Annotated in this window: 16 protein-coding genes and 1 other RNA gene; 2 read left to right on the top strand and 15 right to left on the bottom strand. The window is 63.5% G+C overall.

All coding sequences use genetic code 11. The annotated features are described in order from the left end of the window. Positions 1-7: 7 nt before the first annotated feature. From MF606_RS13640 to MF606_RS13670, 7 genes are all read right to left on the bottom strand, one after another. The gene (locus MF606_RS13640; RefSeq protein WP_240229894.1) at positions 8-1,399 is read right to left on the bottom strand and encodes a UDP-N-acetylmuramoyl-tripeptide--D-alanyl-D-alanine ligase; all 1,392 of its coding nucleotides are present in this window, start codon (positions 1,397-1,399) and stop codon (positions 8-10) included. Positions 1,400-1,579: 180 nt separating this feature from the next. Further along, on the bottom strand, positions 1,580-3,022 hold the full coding sequence (locus MF606_RS13645) for a UDP-N-acetylmuramoyl-L-alanyl-D-glutamate--2,6-diaminopimelate ligase (protein ID WP_240229895.1): 1,443 nt from the start codon (positions 3,020-3,022) through the stop codon (positions 1,580-1,582). Between the two features lie 25 nt (positions 3,023-3,047). Beyond that, positions 3,048-4,757 (bottom strand): peptidoglycan D,D-transpeptidase FtsI family protein, encoded by a 1,710-nt coding sequence (locus tag MF606_RS13650; RefSeq protein WP_240229896.1) that lies wholly within the window; start codon positions 4,755-4,757, stop codon positions 3,048-3,050. Further along, positions 4,757-5,140: a cell division protein FtsL gene (gene ftsL, locus MF606_RS13655; protein WP_240229897.1), complete on the bottom strand. Its 384-nt coding sequence runs from the start codon at positions 5,138-5,140 to the stop codon at positions 4,757-4,759. The genes MF606_RS13650 and ftsL overlap by 1 nt, the downstream gene beginning before the upstream one ends. Next, entirely contained in the window at positions 5,137-6,138 is a 1,002-nt protein-coding gene (gene rsmH / locus MF606_RS13660; protein ID WP_240229898.1) for a 16S rRNA (cytosine(1402)-N(4))-methyltransferase RsmH, read from the bottom strand. The genes ftsL and rsmH overlap by 4 nt, the downstream gene beginning before the upstream one ends. Before the next feature lie 122 nt (positions 6,139-6,260). After that, the gene (locus tag MF606_RS13665) at positions 6,261-6,485 is read right to left on the bottom strand and encodes a helix-turn-helix transcriptional regulator (protein ID WP_275693084.1); all 225 of its coding nucleotides are present in this window, start codon (positions 6,483-6,485) and stop codon (positions 6,261-6,263) included. 4 nt (positions 6,486-6,489) lie between these two features. Next, the gene (locus MF606_RS13670) at positions 6,490-6,915 is read right to left on the bottom strand and encodes a hypothetical protein (RefSeq protein WP_240229899.1); all 426 of its coding nucleotides are present in this window, start codon (positions 6,913-6,915) and stop codon (positions 6,490-6,492) included. Positions 6,916-7,097: 182 nt separating this feature from the next. Between MF606_RS13670 and MF606_RS13675 the strand changes: the two genes are divergently transcribed. Further along, positions 7,098-7,571, top strand: a complete 474-nt coding sequence (locus tag MF606_RS13675) for a hypothetical protein (protein ID WP_240229900.1) — start codon at positions 7,098-7,100, stop codon at positions 7,569-7,571. Positions 7,572-7,587: 16 nt separating this feature from the next. Here MF606_RS13675 and rnpB read toward each other — a convergent pair. The 7 genes from rnpB to MF606_RS13710 all read right to left on the bottom strand — a co-directional run bounded on the left by rnpB (position 7,588) and on the right by MF606_RS13710 (position 13,445). Next, positions 7,588-7,973, bottom strand: an RNA gene (gene rnpB / locus MF606_RS13680) — RNase P RNA component class A. Positions 7,974-8,031: 58 nt separating this feature from the next. Beyond that, a complete protein-coding gene (locus tag MF606_RS13685; RefSeq protein ID WP_240229901.1) occupies positions 8,032-8,808 on the bottom strand; it encodes a molecular chaperone DjiA in 777 nt (258 codons plus the stop codon). Positions 8,809-8,891: 83 nt separating this feature from the next. Continuing rightward, on the bottom strand, positions 8,892-9,716 hold the full coding sequence (locus MF606_RS13690; protein WP_240229902.1) for a hypothetical protein: 825 nt from the start codon (positions 9,714-9,716) through the stop codon (positions 8,892-8,894). Between the two features lie 185 nt (positions 9,717-9,901). Then, on the bottom strand, positions 9,902-10,267 hold the full coding sequence (locus MF606_RS13695) for a GFA family protein (protein ID WP_240229903.1): 366 nt from the start codon (positions 10,265-10,267) through the stop codon (positions 9,902-9,904). Positions 10,268-10,269: 2 nt separating this feature from the next. Then, complete coding sequence (gene metF, locus MF606_RS13700) at positions 10,270-11,172, bottom strand: methylenetetrahydrofolate reductase [NAD(P)H] (RefSeq protein WP_240229904.1); 903 nt, start codon at positions 11,170-11,172, stop codon at positions 10,270-10,272. 13 nt (positions 11,173-11,185) lie between these two features. Further along, positions 11,186-12,136, bottom strand: coding sequence for an ArsR/SmtB family transcription factor (locus MF606_RS13705; protein WP_240229905.1), 951 nt, complete (start codon positions 12,134-12,136; stop codon positions 11,186-11,188). Positions 12,137-12,314: 178 nt separating this feature from the next. After that, positions 12,315-13,445 (bottom strand): DUF2336 domain-containing protein, encoded by a 1,131-nt coding sequence (locus MF606_RS13710; RefSeq protein ID WP_240229906.1) that lies wholly within the window; start codon positions 13,443-13,445, stop codon positions 12,315-12,317. Positions 13,446-13,628: 183 nt separating this feature from the next. Here MF606_RS13710 and MF606_RS13715 point away from each other — a divergent pair, with 183 nt between their 5' ends. Beyond that, positions 13,629-13,979 carry a hypothetical protein gene (locus MF606_RS13715; RefSeq protein WP_240229907.1) on the top strand — a complete coding sequence of 117 codons (351 nt, stop codon included), beginning with the start codon at positions 13,629-13,631 and terminating at the stop codon, positions 13,977-13,979. Positions 13,980-14,020: 41 nt separating this feature from the next. On the opposite strand, the gene katG is transcribed toward MF606_RS13715, so the two are convergent. Then, on the bottom strand, positions 14,021-16,228 hold the full coding sequence (gene katG / locus MF606_RS13720; protein WP_240229908.1) for a catalase/peroxidase HPI: 2,208 nt from the start codon (positions 16,226-16,228) through the stop codon (positions 14,021-14,023). Between the last annotated feature and the right edge of the window lie 18 nt (positions 16,229-16,246).

The following is a 16,246-nucleotide window of genomic DNA, read 5'->3' on the forward strand; positions in this document are numbered from 1 at the left end:
GATGGGGTCAGTTGTTCTCGAACTGCTTGCGGATCTTGTCCACGATACTTGCCAGCCCCACGCCGTTAGAGCCTTTGACCATAATAGCGTCGCCATAGGCAAGGTCGTTGAGTACGATCTCCGCCATCTCTGCGGCCGTCTGTGTGTGCGCTGCAACGCCACCGGCGCCAAGTGCGTCTGCCAGCGCTCCCATACCCGAACCGACGAGATAGACACGGTCCGCCCCCGAAGCGATCACGGATGGCTTGAGGCTGGCGTGAAGCTGCGGCCCCTGCGGCCCGAGTTCGAGCATGTCGCCCAGGATGACCGCCTTACGTCCGCCCGGAGCGGCCTGCACGGCAAACACCTCCAGCGCCGCATTCATAGAGGCGGTATTAGCGTTGTAGCTTTCGTCGATCAGCAGCAGCGGCTTTTCGGCCGGGCCGAGCAGGCTACGCTGCCCCCTGCCCGCCTGCGCGCCGAAGCCAGCCAGTGCTCGCAGCGCCACATCGGGCTCGACCCCGGCCAGATGCGCCACGGCCAGCGCCGCGGTGGCATTGGCCACCATGTGTCGGCCCGGGACGCTGAGCACCAAAGCATGCCGCTCGCCATCATGTTCTATAGTGGCAAAGCTCCGGTCGGCGGCGGTCTCGATATCGACAATGCGCCAATCAGCGCCGCGCGCCTCACCATAGGTGACGATATTGGCGATACCCGCCGCCTGCGCCTCATCGAGCAGCACGCGGATCTGGCCATGATCGGCATTGAGCACAGCCGTGCCGCCGGGTTCTAGGCCTGCGAAAATCTCGGCCTTGGCGCGGGCAATGCCATCGAGCGAACCAAACGCCTCCAGATGCGCCGGAGCAATAGTGGTGATGACCGCAATATGGGGTCGCACCATCTGCGACAATGGGCGGATTTCGTCGGGCGCGTTCATGCCCATTTCAAACACGCCAAACTGCGCCCGTTCAGGCAGGCGCGCCAGCATCAGCGGCACACCCCAGTGATTGTTGAAGCTCTTGATTGAGGCGTGGGTTTCCCCCGCCGCCTCGAACACCACCCGGATCGCCTCCTTGGTCGTGGTCTTGCCGACACTGCCGGTGACGCCAACGATAATGGCTCGGCTACGCTCCCGCGCCGCAATGCCGATGTCGCGCAGGCCACCAAGTGCATCGCCGACGACGACGCATTTGTCGCCTTCGCCCCGGCTCACCAGAGCTGCGACAGCGCCGTTCTCCAGCGCCTTATCGACGAAGTCATGTCCGTCGAACCGGTCACCCTTGATTGCGACAAACAGCGCGTCGGGACCGAGCTCGCGGGAATCGATGGAGACGGAATTGATAGGCGTGGAGGGATCGAGCGCACTTACGCCGCCGGTAGCGGCAAGAATTTCGGCAATTGTGTAGAGGGGTTTGGTCATAGGTGAATGCGGGCGCTAGCTGCACCTCTCCCTTTGGGGGAGAGGTCGACCCTGTTGGGTCGGGTGAGGGGGCCTTTGCTGGGCTCGGTGCCCGAGGAAGGCCCCCTCACCCGGCGCTGCGCGCCGACCTCTCCCCCAAAGGGAGAGGTGAAGCTCCGTGGCTGCGGACCGCTCAAAGCCTTACCCCTTGATCGCCTCCGCCACGGCTTCATGGTCGGAGAAGTGATGTTTCGTCGTTCCGACGATCTGGTAGTCTTCGTGGCCCTTGCCCGCAACCAGCAAAACATCGCCCGGCTGCAGCGATTTGACCGCTGCGGTAATCGCCGCCTTGCGGTCGCCGATTTCTCGCGCGCCCTTGGTCGCCGCGAGGATTTCCGCGCGGATGGCCTTGGGGTCTTCGGTGCGGGGATTGTCGTCGGTGACAATGAGGTCGTCGGCCATGCGCTGGGCCACTTCGCCCATCATCGGCCGCTTGCCCTTGTCGCGATCGCCGCCCGCGCCGAACACGACCCGCAGCTTTCCCTTGGCATATGGCCGAAGCGAGGCGAGCGCGGACTCCAGCGCCACCGGCTTGTGGGAATAATCAACGAAGATGGCCGCGCCATTGTGCTCGGCCACCAGTTCCAGCCGACCCTTGGCCCCCTTGAGCTCGCTGAGCGCCGGGAAAGCCTGTGCCTTGTCGACGCCGGTCGACATGGCCAGCGCCGCCGCCACGATGGCGTTACTCACCTGGAATTCGCCGGTGAGCGGCAGGTGGAAGCTGAGCTTTTCGCCGACATGGCGTACGACAACACGCTGGCCATAGCCTTCCGGCTCGATCGACAGTACTTCGATATAGGCGCCTTCACGGCCCACCGTGAGCAGCGTCGCGCCGGCGCCCAGCGCCGCGAACATGAAGGGCTCGTATTCCGGGTCGTCGACATTGACCACTGCCGGGCCGCTATCGACCAGCAGGTCGGTGAACAGCCGCAGCTTGGCGTTGCGGTACTCGTCCATGTCCTTGTGGTAGTCGAGGTGGTCGCGGCTGAGATTGGTGAAGGCCACCGCCTCGAAATGCATGCCATCAAGCCGGCGCTGGTCGAGCCCGTGGCTGGAGGCCTCAAGCGCCACGTGATTGATACCCTGCGCCTTCAATGCCCGCATCGACTGATGCAGCGTGCGCGAATCCGGCGTGGTCAGGCTACCCTCGATCAGACGAGTGGCCGTCTCCACCCCCAGCGTGCCCACACTGGCGCCCGGAATGCCGGCATGCGTCCAGATCTGGCGCACGAAGGACGCGACCGAGGTTTTGCCGTTGGTGCCGGTGACGGCCACCGTGATTTCCGGCTGCGGCTCAAAAATGCGCGATGCGGCACGAGCATAAGAAGCCCGCACGTCCTTGACGATGATGACCGGCACACCCGGATCGCCGACCGGCGCCGTGTCGCTGATGATAGCCAGCGCGCCGCGCTTGACCGCGTCGGCGACGAACTGGTTGCCATGCACATTGTGCCCAGGCAGCGCGAAGAAAATGTCGCCCGGCTCAATGCGCCGGCTATCCGAATTGAGCCCGAATACCGCGCCCAGGCCCTTTTTGGGGCGGGCGCCGGAGCCTTCGAGCAGTTGCGTTACACTGAGTGACACGGCGACAAATCCTTCTGGATCAATCTTATCTGAGTTCGGGTGGCGTGAGGTTCTGGTCCAGAACCTCGGCGAAATCGGGGGCGATACCCAGCATCGGCGCGACGCGCTGAATGATGCGGCCGCTGACCTGGCCGGCATTCCAGGCTGCAGTCACGCCCGACTGCATATTTTCCGCCTTGGGCTCATCGACCATGATGATCATGGCATAATGGGGGTTATCCATCGGAAATACCGAACCGAAGAAGTTGGTGTTCTTGGCCGAGGAGTAAGCCCCGTCCACCACCTTCTCGGCGGTACCGGTCTTGCCGCCGGCGCGATAGCCCAGCGACAGCTTGTTCATCTGCGTCGCACCGCCTTCGATGGCGTTGAGGCGCAGCAGATAACGAATATCGGCGCTGGTCGAGGGCTTGATGACGGGTTGGTAGAGCGCCTGCGCCTCGGCCAGGTCGCGTCGGTAGAGCGTCGGCGCGATATAGTTGCCGCCATTCACGAACGCAGCATAGGCCGTGACCATGTGCAGTGGCGAAACTGAGAGCCCGTGGCCGAACGAAGCGGTCGCCGCCGACACTTCCGACATTTCCTTGGGGATCGAAGGCAGACGCATTTCAGGCAATTCGAACGGCACGCGCTGATCGAACCCCATCCGGGTCAGAAACGCCCGGTAATTGTCCTTGCCCATGGCCTGCATGATGCGGATGGTGCCGATATTGGAGGAGTATTTGAACACCTCCGGCAGGCTCAGGACGCGGTGCTTGCCCTTGTAGTCGTCGATGGTGTAGCGCCCGAAGCGCACGCCGAACCGCGCATCGAAGTCGTCGTTGATGGTGACGGCGCCGGAGTCGAGCGAGGCGGCCATGGTCACGGTCTTGAAGATCGAGCCCGGCTCGAAAATACCCGACGTGATGCGGTTGAAGCTGTCCTTGACCAGCGCCGTGGCCGGCTCATTGGGATTGAAATCGGGCAGCGAGGCCAGCGCGATGATCTCGCCGGTCCGCACGTCCATCATCACGCCGGCGGCGGCGATGGCCTGGTAGCGGGTCAGCGCATCGACGAGCTGCTCGTGCATGATGTGCTGCACGCGCATGTCCACCGACAGTTCCACCGGCGCCAGCGCATTGCCGCGCGCCAGGCCAAGCTCTTGCAGCAGGGCCACGTCTTCATTGTCCATGTGCCGCTCGATGCCGGCAATGCCCTGGTTGTCGATATTGGTCGAGCCCAGGATATGGCTGGCCTCGGTCATGCCGGGGTAGAAGCGCTTGGACTCGGTGATGAAGTCGATACCGGGAATGCCCAGCCGCATGACCCGGTCCTGGATGGTCGGCGACAGCTCGCGCTGCACCCAGACGAACCCCTTGTCCCCGGTGAGACGCGTGCGCAGCCAGGCCTCGTCGAGATCGGGCAGCACGGTGCGCAGTTTCCGCACCGCCTCCTCGACATCGATGATGCGTCGGGGCTCGGCGAACAGCGACGGCACGCGGATATCGACCGCCATTTCGAGACCATTGCGGTCCAGGATCGGCGGGCGGGTGGCGGTGATGACATCACGCGCCTGGCCCTCGATGGTAGAGTCCGGCACCACCATGCCGAGCTGGATCAGCCGTGCTCCGACCAGACCGAAACCCAACACCAGAGCCAGCACCATCCAGCGAATACGCGCCTGGGTCAGGTTGCCACGCGCCTTGCGCGCGCCTTCCAGCGAAATGGTGGGTCCGAAGTCTTCGGCGGTAACGGCCATTATTCAATGCCCTCGAGTTCGAGGATGGCGTCGATCGGGTCGACGCCGGCTTCCAGCGATTCAAACAGCGTATCCATCGCCGCGCTGTTCGGCTTGGCCGGACGCATCGGCAGGGCCTCGAAGGCGCCGAACTGCTCCTGCTTTACCGGCGCAATCGCCAGCGCCATCTCATGCCGCTTGATGATGGGATCGATGTGGCCCGGCTGGTTGAGCACCGCCTCGTCGGCCTTGAGCAGCGACAGATCGCCCTCCTGGCTATCGATGAGCGCTATCAGCGCCGTGCGCTCGCTCGCGGTATTTTCGATGGAGAATTTGAGCGCATAGACACCCGACAGCATCAGCACACTGGTGAAGATCAGGATGATGTTGAGGTTCCGGATCATGCCGCACCCCGCACTTGCGGAACGCCGAGGCCGTCGAACTTGACCGGACGCGCTGGGGCAGCCGAACGCGTCGCCGCACGCAGGATGGCCGACCGAGCCCGGGGATTGCCGCCGAGTTCGGCCTCACCCGGCTTAGCCGCTTTGGCAACCTCGATCCAGCGGCGATCCTCGGTCACGACCTGCGGCAGATGCCGCGACTGAGCCGGACCGCCCTTGTCGGGATCGAAGAAGCGTTTGACGATGCGGTCTTCGAGCGAATGGAACGTCACAACCGCCAGCCGCCCGCCTTCCGCCAGCAGGCGCTCGGCGGCAAACAGCGCCTCGACCAGTTGCTCGAACTCTGCGTTAACGGCAATGCGCAGCGCCTGGAACGACCGCGTCGCCGGATGGGCGTCGCCGGGCTTGCGGCCAATGGCTTTCTCGATCACCCGGGCCAGCTCCAGCGTGGTCTGAATCGGCGCAATATTCCGCGCGGCAACGATGAATTGTGCAATGCGGCGCGATTTACGTTCCTCGCCGAACGCGTAGAGCAGATTGGCCAGCGCCTCGGCTTCGAGCGTGTTGACGAGATCGGCGGCACTCTCGCCCGCCCCGCTCATCCGCATATCGAGCGGCCCCTCGCGCATGAACGAAAAGCCGCGTTCGGGCTGGTCGAGCTGCATGGAGGAAACACCGATATCGAGCACCACGCCGTCGATCGGACCGTGCTCGGCCGCCAGCGTATCGAGCTCGGAGAATGTGCCCGGAACGAAGATCAGCCGCCCTTCGAACTCGGCCATCAGCGCATCAGCAAATGGCTTCACACTCGGGTCGCGATCGATGGCGATGACGATCGCTCCAGCTTGGAGCAAGGCACGTGAGTAGCCGCCGGCGCCAAAGGTACCATCGACAATGCGCTTGCCGTCGAGCGGAGACAGAGCCGCAAGCACCTCGTCCAGGAGGACAGGAACATGCGGGCCAGCATTTTGGCTGGTTTCGGGCATGGAACGCTTGCCCATCAGGTGCGACTACTCCACTGAACCAGGCGACCGGTTCGTAAACTTCCCCGCACATTGACCGACGACGTTTAAGATTCTGTTTCCCATTAGCGATTTGGTGAAGATTTCAATCCGAGAGGCGTTCAGTCGCTCGCCTGCCAGCCAAACACGTCGGTAATCGGCACGCCAAAAGCGGCGGCGATCCGGAACGCCACTTCGAGCGACGGCGAATAGCGCCCCTGCTCGATGGCGACGATGGTCTGGCGCGTCACGCCGACCTTCTCGGCCAGCGCCGCCTGGGTCATTTCCCCGGCGTTGAAGCGCAACACTCTTATGGTGTTGGTGATGCCCGGCTGGCCCTTGCCCATCGTCCTAACCGATCCGGTAGTAGTAGAGCCGCGAAACGGCGTCGGTCGCACCCGCCAACATCAGCCCGCCGAACAGCACATTGAGGCCGCCATTGAGGTCAGTGCCAAGCGCCCAGACGACCAGGGTAATCGCCCCGGTCAGCGACGCCACGAAATAGGCATTGCGCATTGCCCTCGCGCCAACCGAGCGATCGCGCTCATCGGCCTGCTCGTCCTTTAGCTCCCGCCCTTGCGCGATGCTGATAAGGATCGAGAACACGATCACCGCGACGATGTTGAACACGATCGACGCCAAGATAGCCCAGCACAACCGCTGCGCCGCCGCATCCAGCGGCAACGCCGACGCTTCCGCCGCGCCAAGGAAAACCCATGCACTGATCACCACCGCACCCAGCAGCATCACCGCTGCATTCATCTCTTTGTAGGTCATGACGCTCATCCACCATCCTCGATGGAGGTGATGTATGCCAAACACGACACAATGTCAATTAATTCATACACAATGTCGTAAATACACGTCAGGATCGCTGATGACTGCTGACATCGCGCCGCCAGAGTTTGATCTCCATCCCGTTATTGGGCACCAATTCCCCAGCAATCTGGAGCGGTCCGATGAGACGTTTTGCTGTTGCCCTTGGTTTTCTCGCCTTGTCGCTCGCCAGCTTGCCAGCGCTGGCGCAGGACATTCCGGACGGCTGGGTGCTCGAAGAGGACGCCGCATCCACCACCTACTACCTCGTACACTATGACGCTGCGAACAAGGACGTGGATATCGGGATAACCTGCAATCCGGGCTACAAGGATGTCGTCCTTGCGTTCTATTCGCACCTGACCGGCAAGCCCGAACAGGCAAAGCTCGATCTAGTGCTGAGCCATGAAGGCACCACCCTCCCGATAGACGCGACCGGCAATACCCTCGATGATCACTTCGTCGTCGAAGGCATCGTGGCATTCGAAGACCCCCTGAACGCCCTGCTCCGTGATCGCTTCACCGTAAGCGTCGATGGAGAGGAGCTTGGGCACTTCACCGCCAAGTCAGGGCCCGAGGTCATCGACAAGGCCATCCAGGCCTGTCGCGAGCCCTGATGCGCGCCGGTAGGTAAACGCCAGTTGACCTATAAGCCGGGTTCTGTAGGGCCGCGTTGCCGCGACGTGGTGACCATTCATCTGCGAGCCTTGTTGCCAAGACCCTTATGCAACCAACCCGGATGATCTGGCCTCAAAACCGGCTGGGGCCGAAGCCCCGCGTCATCCCTATTTGGTCTTGCTCCCGGTGGGGTTTACCGTGCGGCTTCCATTGCTGGTCGCCCGGTGCGCTCTTACCGCACCCTTTCACCCTTACTCTGCCGAAGCAAAGCGGTTTGCTTTCTGTGGCACTTTCCCTGAGGTCGCCCTCGCCGGCCATTAACCGGCACCGTGTTTCGATGGAGCCCGGACTTTCCTCCAGCAGCAGGTTACCCCACTGCCAGCGGCCACCCGGTCAACTGGCTGGCGTCCTTGTGCGTGAGAGCAGCAAGGCCGTCAAGCTTCCCGCCTCGAATGGCGGTCAGGCGCTGGTGGTGCTGGAGGTCAGCAGTGGCAGCTGCGGCGGCTTGGTCAGCGCCTGGTAGGCCAGGTTGATCGACTTCATCCGCGCCGTGGCCACATCGATCAGATCCTCGGGCACGCCCTTGGCGATCAGCCGGTCGGGATGGTGCTCGGCAACCAGCAGGCGATAGACGCGACGAATCTCATCGGGCGGCGCATTCGGCGCCAAACCGAGCACCACATAAGGATCGACACCGGCCTCGAGCCGCACATGCTGGCTGGCCAACTGGTCGAACCGGATGTCGTCAAAGCCGAAAATGTCGCTGACCGACTTCAGATAGTCGAGCTCGGCCTCATGCACCATGCCGTCGGCCGTGGCGATGAAGAACAAGCTATCGAGCACGTGCTCGAGCGTCTCGGGGCTGTCCTGGAAGAAGCGCGTCACCTTGCGCGCGTAGGAATCGTAGCCGGCCACATCCTGCTTGGCCAGGTTGAACACCCGCGCGATCTGTTCTTCGTGACCGGCAGCGATCTCGACGGTCGCGCGAAAAGCCCGTTCCTCCGAGGCGGTCACCACGCCATCGGCCACGGCCATTTTGGCGGCAAGTGCAATCAGCGCCAGCGTAAAGGCAGCATCCCGCCCGCCCGGCAACCAGGTGTCCGGATCGAGCGCATTGGCCAGCGATCCCGCCAGCCCGGTTCTCTGGCTGAACGAGCCGACAAAGTCGGACAGTCTCTGCCACATGTCGGTATTCTCTTCGGGCTCGCGCATGCGATGGACGACCTGCAGCGCCATTTGTGGGATTCGGGTATATGCTGGACGAGCATATAGTCTGTCACCCGCGCGGTCTACCGCGTGGCGCGCATGCCTTCTCTACCTCAATCGAACGGGAAGAAGTATCCGTCGGCAGGCCCAAGCACGCGATCGCCGCGGCGGGGTTGGTTCGGACCCTCGTCGAGGAAGAAACCATCCTGATCATATCGCGGATCGGGCTCGGCCCGCCGCGGTTGCTGCCGGCTGGCGAGAAAATCCGAAAGCGGCCCGGTTTCCCATTCTTCCAGGTCCCGCGCCGTCACGTCGACCGGCGGCACCGGCCCATTGGCGTTCGGCAGGATGAGCGGCTCATTGCTCGGCGGCATCACCGCAATAGGCACGGCCACGGACTGCGGCCGCATCGACAGCGGCATCGGCGTCGGCGCGACCTTGGCCGGGATCGAAGCGACCTGCACCGGGTCGGTCGGCTCGGTGGTGATGATCGGTCGGGCCGACGGCGTCGTTGCCGTCTGCGTGGGCTTAGGCGCGGCGCTGGGCGCACCGGTAATGTAGCTGGGCAACTCCTTGCCCGACTGCAGGAAGGCGTCGACAGCGTCGGCCGTCTGCGCGGCAGACGGCGTTGCCGGCTTGGTCACAACAGGCGCGGGCTGCGGCGCAGGCGTCACCGCCGCGACCTCGACGGGCTCCGGAACAACGGCTGGCTTCGGCTCCACGGCAGCGACGGCCACCGGCTCGGCAGGACGCTGGCTCAACGGCGCGGGGACCGGAGCCACCGGCTCGACGGGCTCAACCACGGCGATCTGCGCGGGCGCGGCGGACGAATCCCCACCCATGAACTGGGCCGAAACCAGGTCTGCCGCCGGAATACCGACGACGAGAAGCACACCGGCCCAGGCCAGGCCATTGGTAACGCGGCGATCGATCTGCATAATCATACGTCCCGATTTGCTCCGCCCTCATGGGCGAAAGAGCCGGAGTTTCGTGGCCATTTTATGAAATGGGCACACCCTCGCTTCAATGCGACCCGCAAGCTGAACGGAACCTGAATGACGCTTTTCAGACCCCAGAACTGCGGGCGGCGACCTCATGGCACCAGATCATGGTGAACGCAAGGTTAATCGATATAGCGCTCTGTAACCGCCCCATCGAGATGGCGGACCTGCGCCGCTGCTAGCACGATGGGATCTAGCATCCGCGCATTGATGCCCATGCGGTTCGGATCGCGGCCGGCAAGCGGCGCCCAGTGGGTGACGCAGCCGCAGGTTCGGCAGCGATGAAATGCCAGGGTGCGTGACGCCTGCTGGTAGGTGTCGGTCACTGGCTCAGATGGCTCGAAGCGCACCCGGTTCGGCGCGTAGTACGCCCAAAGCACGCCATAGCGTCGGCAAATGGAGCAATTGCACTCCGTCACCGTCTCTGGAGCGGCGTCGAGGATGATGCGCACCGCGCCGCAATGGCAGGAGCCCATGACCTCGGCCATAGTTAGCCCTCCACCGGCCGCCGGCCCAGGATGCGCGCCAGCGCCAGCGCCAGCGGCGACCGGTTCATCGTATAGATGTGGAACTCCGTCACACCCTCGTCCAGCAATTCTGTGACCTGCTCGGCCGCCACCGCCGAAGCGACCAGCGCATGGGTCTCCGGCTCCTCGTCCAGCCCCTCGAAACGCTCGGCCAGCCAGGCGGGAATGGACGCGCCACAACGGGCAGCGAAGTTCGAAATCTGCTTGAAACTGTGGATGGGCTGAATCCCCGGCACGATCGGCGCGGTAATGCCGGCAGCACGGGCGCGCTCGACGTAACGCAGATAATCGCTGTTCGAAAAGAACATCTGGGTGATGGCGCGCGCGGCGCCCGCATCCAGCTTGCGCTTGAGATTATCGATCTCGGTCTGCCAATCGGGGCTCTGCGGATGCTTTTCGGGGTAAGCCGCGACCGAAATGTCGAAGTCGCCGATGCGCCGGATACCGGCCACGAGGTCGGCGGCATTCTGGTAACCGCCCGGATGCGGCGTAAACGGCTGGCCGACGCCCTCTGGTGGATCGCCACGCAACGCAACGATGCGATTGATGCCGGCCGCCTGATAACCACGAACCACCACATCAACTTCTTCGCGGGTCGCGCCGACGCAGGTCAGGTGGGCGGCGGCGTCCACACCAGTATCGGCCTTGATGCGGCTGACCATGCGCAGCGTACGCTCGCGGGTCGTGCCGCCGGCACCATACGTCACCGAGACAAAACGCGGCTGGAGCGGGGCGAGCTTGTGCACACTGTCCCAGAACTTCTCCTCCATGACGTCGGTCTTGGGTGGGAAGAACTCGAAAGAGATTTGTAGCTCGGGCCGGTTGTCCGCCGTCTGCCGGCTGGCGCGCACATTGTCGTCGATCATAGGTCTGGTCCGTTCAAGTCTTGTCGCTGAGGCGCCAGAGGCAGACCGTCAAGCCACGTTCACCATTGTCGCCGGGAAACTCGCGCACCGCCTCGACTTCGAGGCCAGCGGCAGCGGCCCAGCCGCTCATCTGTGCCTGCGACAGGCCGAGCCGCCGGTGGGCATGCTCGCTGCGCAGGAATTCGAGGTCATGCGGGGCGAAATCGACGATGATCATTTCCCCGCCGGGCTTGAGCAGGCGGCGAGCCTGCGCCAGCATGCGGCCGGGATCGTCGAAATAGTGCATCACCTGGTGGATGACGATCACATCGGCCGGACCCACGACCACGTCGGGATCGCCAATATCGCCCAGCCGGACCTGCGCATGCGCGATCCCTGCCCCGGCGAGCCGCGACCGCGCCACGGCCAGCATCTCGCGGCTCGAATCGAGGCCGATGCCACGGCTGTACGAATCCTTCAACAGTTCGAGCATGCGCCCGGTGCCGGTGCCCAGATCGATCAGCGTTTCGACCTTGCGGCCATCCAGCGCCTCTACGACAGCGGCTTCTACCGCTTCCTCGGGCACGTGCAGCGTTTTGAGCAGATCCCAGCTTCCAGCGACCTTGGCGAAATACTGGGTCGCCTGCGCCTGCTGCCCGGCGCGCACAGCCTGTTGGCGTTCGATATCCCGCCGGCGATCGGCATCACCGGTATCGACGCGGGAAATCAGCCATTGCGCCAGCGCCGCACCATCGCCTGCCTGCGCCAGCCCGTAATAGGCCCACGCGCCCTCGGCATTGCGCTGCACCAACCCCGCATCGGCCAGCAGCTTCAGGTGTCGCGACACCCGGGGCTGACTTTGCTTGAGAATTTCGGTGAGGTCCTTGACCGAATGATCGCCATCGGCGAGCAATGCCAACAGGCGCAATCGGGTGCCCTCACCCGCCGCCTTCAGCACCCCCACCAATTCCGTCAACTCAGCCACGTCGCCTCCGCGAGATATAAAGATATCTTTATATTCGTTTTGCGAGCGCGGTCTAGAGGGTTGTTGGTACCATAGGTCGTCACCCTCGGGCTTGACCCGAGTATGTTCCACTTCCCGTGCTGTTCAAGTGAAGTGCCCTCGGGTCAAGCCCGAGGGCGACGATCGCCGATGAGCGCGATCAGGCGCTTACCGCGGCGCGGTCTTCGCTGACGGCCCGCTTGCGAAAGGAGTGGGCGCGCCAGAGCTGGAAGATGCCGGCCGCTTCGTCCTTTTCAATTGCTTCGAACCGGCTCAGCACCATGGTCTTATCGGCTTCGCTCGGCAAATCGCGCCATGGCAGCGTGGCGACGATGGCCTCGAACAGGTCGGGCGACAGCCCGGCCGCCTTGAGGGCGACGGTGATCGCGACGTAGTCTTGGCTGGCGAGCCATTTGACGAAGACTTCCGGCCCGACGCGCAGCATTACCGTGAGCGCCGCCGCCGCATGGTGGCCGTAGCCGAAACGGGCGAAGCGGGCCAAGGCGCGGTCGTCGAGCTGCTTGCGGTCACTGAGCGCCTTGACCTGGTTATAGGCCACCTTCCATTCGGTGGCCGAGAAACCGGCGCGGTTGCGCATGCGGTTGTAGACCACGGCATTGACCTTGCCGGCGGCGACCGGGTCCAGCGCGCGGGAAACCTCCGCGAGGTTTTCCAGCACCTTGTTGGCAACGGTATCAATCTCGCCGCGCAGCGACTTCCAGTCGAGGTCCGGACGCCCACGCAAGTCTGCGGCGATTTCGGCATCGCGGGTGGCGCGCTCGACGAGCTTTTCCAGCGTCGCCTTGTCGAACTCGGCGTTGGAGTTGCGAACTAGGCGAACCACCGACGATTTCTCGCCGTGCTCAACAATGGCCTCGCCGACACGTTCGGGCACGCTGGTGCGGCTTGCGATGGCCACGCGATGCTCTTCGCTCTGGCGGCCGATAATGTCGATCAGGTCGTCGTCACTGAGCACATTGGAGAATTCGAGCAGCGGCTTGGCCACTTCGATATCGTCGTTGGCGAGCTTGACCACCACCGTGCCAGGCGCACGTTCCAGCGGCGCCAGCAGCTTGGCGACATGGACCCGCGCCTCGACTTCGACCAGCTCGGCAAGCTGGCAGAGCACTTCGTCATACTGAGCAACCTGATCGTCATCGCAGCGATCGGACACGTAGCTGAAAAGCTGGGCCATGTTGCGGAAGAGGTGTTCCCGCTCTGAATGGTTATCCTCACCATTCAGCACGCGGAAACTCGAAAACGCGCGCTGGCCTTCGTCAAGTTCGCTCATCGTAGGTTAGCCCCGGGCTTCTGCCGTAAATCTTGGCCCTGACGATGCGCAGGGACATTCTTGCGGCGACTGAAGTTAAGCCCGGAAATTTGATTCAAATTGTACCGAATACCCTTACCACGCCGTGCTTGCTGATAGGTGGCAGCGGTGGTTCATTGCTGTCTCACGCGACTGGAGGACATCATGCGCATCCTAGTACTAGCGACGACAATGGCTTGCATCTGCGCCGTACCGGCCTTCGCCGAAGATATTCCGGCAGACCTTCTCGGCCACTGGGCGATCGGCGGCGCCTGCGACAAGGCCGACGATTCCATCCATGTCGAGGCGGGCCTTCTAAGCTTCGGAGCCCAGAAGGGTGAAGCGGTGGAGTTCTTCCCCAACGACAGCCCATCGGGCAACGGCGCCATCCACTGGACCGAGGAAGGTGTCGTCGACAATTTCGAGTACGATGCCACCCAGGACGTGCTGTTGCACAATGGCGAGGGATACGGCATGGGCGCAGCGCCCGACGTCTACAAACGCTGCAAGAGCTGATGTGAAAGGCCGGCCTCCAGGGCCGGCCTTTTAGCGTGCGATCAGCGCAGGTCGAACCGGTCGGCGTTCATCACCTTGACCCAGGCCGCCACGAAATCCCTGGCGAACTTCGTGCCGGCATCGGACTGACCATAGACCTCGGCGAGCGCGCGCAACTGCGAGTGCGAACCGAAAATCAGATCGGCGCGGGTTGCGGTCCATTTGACCTCGCCGGTCACCCGGTCACGGCCTTCATAAATGCCCTGCCCTTCGGCAGCCGGCGCCCACTGCGTGGCCATATCCAGCAGGTTGACGAAGAAGTCGTTGCTGAGCGTTTCCGGCCGCTTGGTGAAAACACCATGCGCTGGCTCGCCCGCCTTCAGCACGCGCAATCCACCCACCAACACGGTCAGCTCCGGCGCCGTAAGGCCGAGCAATTGTGCCTTGTCGATCAGGCCCGCCTCGAGCGACAGGCGCTGACGACCGCGCGCATAATTGCGGAAGCCATCGGCCGTGGGCTCGAGCGGCGCGAAGGATGCCGCGTCGGTCTGCTCGTCGGACGCATCCATGCGGCCCGGCGTGAACGGCACCGAAATATCGAGCCCGGCATCTTTGGCGGCTTTCTCGATGCCGGCACTGCCGGCCAGCACGATCAGGTCGGCCAGCGACACCTTCTTGCCGCCAGTCTGACCGGCGTGGAACTCAGCCTGGATGGTCTCCAGCTTGCCCAGGATATCGGCGAGTTCGGCTGGCTTGTTGATTTCCCAATCCTTCTGCGGCGAGAGCCGGATGCGCGCACCATTGGCGCCACCGCGCATATCCGAAGCACGGTAGGTCGAGGCCGAGGCCCAGGCCACCGAAACCAGCTGCGAGACCGAAAGGCCCGTAGCCAGGATTTTCGTCTTGAGAGCCGCGATATCGACCTCATCGACCACCGGATGGTCGAGCGCCGGAATCGGGTCCTGCCAGATCAGGTCTTCGGCCGGAACTTCGGGTCCGAGATAGCGGACCTTCGGTCCCATGTCGCGATGGGTCAGCTTGAACCAGGCGCGGGCAAACGCGTCGGCAAACTCGTCTGGATTTTCGTAGAACCGGCGTGAAATCTTCTCGTATGCTGGATCGAACCGTAGGGCCAGATCCGAAGTCAGCATCGAAGGCGCATGGCGCTTGCTGCTGTCATGTGCGTCGGGCACGCTATTGGCGCCCATGCCATGCTTTGGCGTCCACTGCTGGGCGCCAGCCGGGCTCTTGGTCAGCTCCCACTCATAGCCAAACAGGTTCCAGAAGAAGTTGTTGCTCCACTTGGTCGGCGTCGAGGTCCAGGTGACTTCGAGACCGCTGCCAATGGTGTCGCCGCCCTTGCCGGAACCGAACTTGTTCTCCCAGCCCAGACCCTGCGCTTCGATACCGGCCGCTTCAGGCTCCGCGCCAACCAGCGCGGCATCGCCGGCGCCATGGGTCTTCCCGAAGGTGTGACCGCCAGCGATCAGCGCCACGGTTTCCTCGTCATTCATCGCCATGCGGGCAAAGGTGTCGCGGATATCGCGCGCCGAGGCCAGCGGATCCGGATTGCCGTTCGGCCCCTCGGGGTTGACATAGATAAGGCCCATCTGCACGGCCGCCAGCGGATCGTCGAGCGCGCGATCACCGCTATAGCGCTCGTCGGCCAGCCACTTGCCTTCCTTGCCCCAATAGATGTCGAGCTCAGGCTCCCAGGTATCGGCGCGGCCGCCGGCAAAGCCGAAAGTCTTGAAGCCCATGGATTCGAGCGCGACATTGCCGGCGAGGATCATCAGATCGGCCCAGGAGATGGCGCTGCCATACTTCTGCTTCAGCGGCCATAGCAGGCGGCGCGCCTTGTCGAGGTTGACGTTGTCGGGCCAGCTATTGAGCGGCGCAAAGCGCTGCTGACCGCCACCGCCGCCGCCACGACCATCGGCCACACGATAGGTGCCGGCGCTGTGCCAGGCCATACGGATGAACAGCGGGCCGTAATGCCCGAAATCGGCCGGCCACCAATCCTGCGAATCCGTCATCAGCGCGCGCAGGTCCGCCTTGAGCGCGTGGAGATCGAGCGCCTTGAACGCTGCGGCATAGTCGAAAGCTTCGCCCATCGGGTTGGACGCCGCCGAATGCTGGTGCAGCACCGACAGGTCAAGCTGGTTCGGCCACCAATCGCGATTGCTGCGGCCCGCCGCGCCACCGTGATCCACCGGGCACTTGCCGGCCGGAGCCTCGCCATGCGGATTGGGGGAAATCTTGTCGTCCATGGGGCGCTCCTGCTTGCT

Source organism: Devosia lacusdianchii, from assembly GCF_022429625.1.
Classification (GTDB): domain Bacteria; phylum Pseudomonadota; class Alphaproteobacteria; order Rhizobiales; family Devosiaceae; genus Devosia; species Devosia lacusdianchii.

Coding starts and splice junctions, on each gene's coding strand:
- MF606_RS13640 (WP_240229894.1), bottom strand. CDS start 1,399: ATGACCAAACCCCTCTACACAATTGCCGAAATTCTTGCCGCTACCGGC.
- MF606_RS13650 (WP_240229896.1), bottom strand. CDS start 4,757: ATGGCCGTTACCGCCGAAGACTTCGGACCCACCATTTCGCTGGAAGGC.
- ftsL (WP_240229897.1), bottom strand. CDS start 5,140: ATGATCCGGAACCTCAACATCATCCTGATCTTCACCAGTGTGCTGATG.
- rsmH (WP_240229898.1), bottom strand. CDS start 6,138: ATGGGCAAGCGTTCCATGCCCGAAACCAGCCAAAATGCTGGCCCGCAT.
- MF606_RS13665 (WP_275693084.1), bottom strand. CDS start 6,485: ATGGGCAAGGGCCAGCCGGGCATCACCAACACCATAAGAGTGTTGCGC.
- MF606_RS13670 (WP_240229899.1), bottom strand. CDS start 6,915: ATGACCTACAAAGAGATGAATGCAGCGGTGATGCTGCTGGGTGCGGTG.
- MF606_RS13675 (WP_240229900.1), top strand. CDS start 7,098: ATGAGACGTTTTGCTGTTGCCCTTGGTTTTCTCGCCTTGTCGCTCGCC.
- MF606_RS13685 (WP_240229901.1), bottom strand. CDS start 8,808: ATGGCGCTGCAGGTCGTCCATCGCATGCGCGAGCCCGAAGAGAATACC.
- MF606_RS13690 (WP_240229902.1), bottom strand. CDS start 9,716: ATGCAGATCGATCGCCGCGTTACCAATGGCCTGGCCTGGGCCGGTGTG.
- MF606_RS13695 (WP_240229903.1), bottom strand. CDS start 10,267: ATGGCCGAGGTCATGGGCTCCTGCCATTGCGGCGCGGTGCGCATCATC.
- metF (WP_240229904.1), bottom strand. CDS start 11,172: ATGATCGACGACAATGTGCGCGCCAGCCGGCAGACGGCGGACAACCGG.
- MF606_RS13710 (WP_240229906.1), bottom strand. CDS start 13,445: ATGAGCGAACTTGACGAAGGCCAGCGCGCGTTTTCGAGTTTCCGCGTG.
- MF606_RS13715 (WP_240229907.1), top strand. CDS start 13,629: ATGCGCATCCTAGTACTAGCGACGACAATGGCTTGCATCTGCGCCGTA.
- katG (WP_240229908.1), bottom strand. CDS start 16,228: ATGGACGACAAGATTTCCCCCAATCCGCATGGCGAGGCTCCGGCCGGC.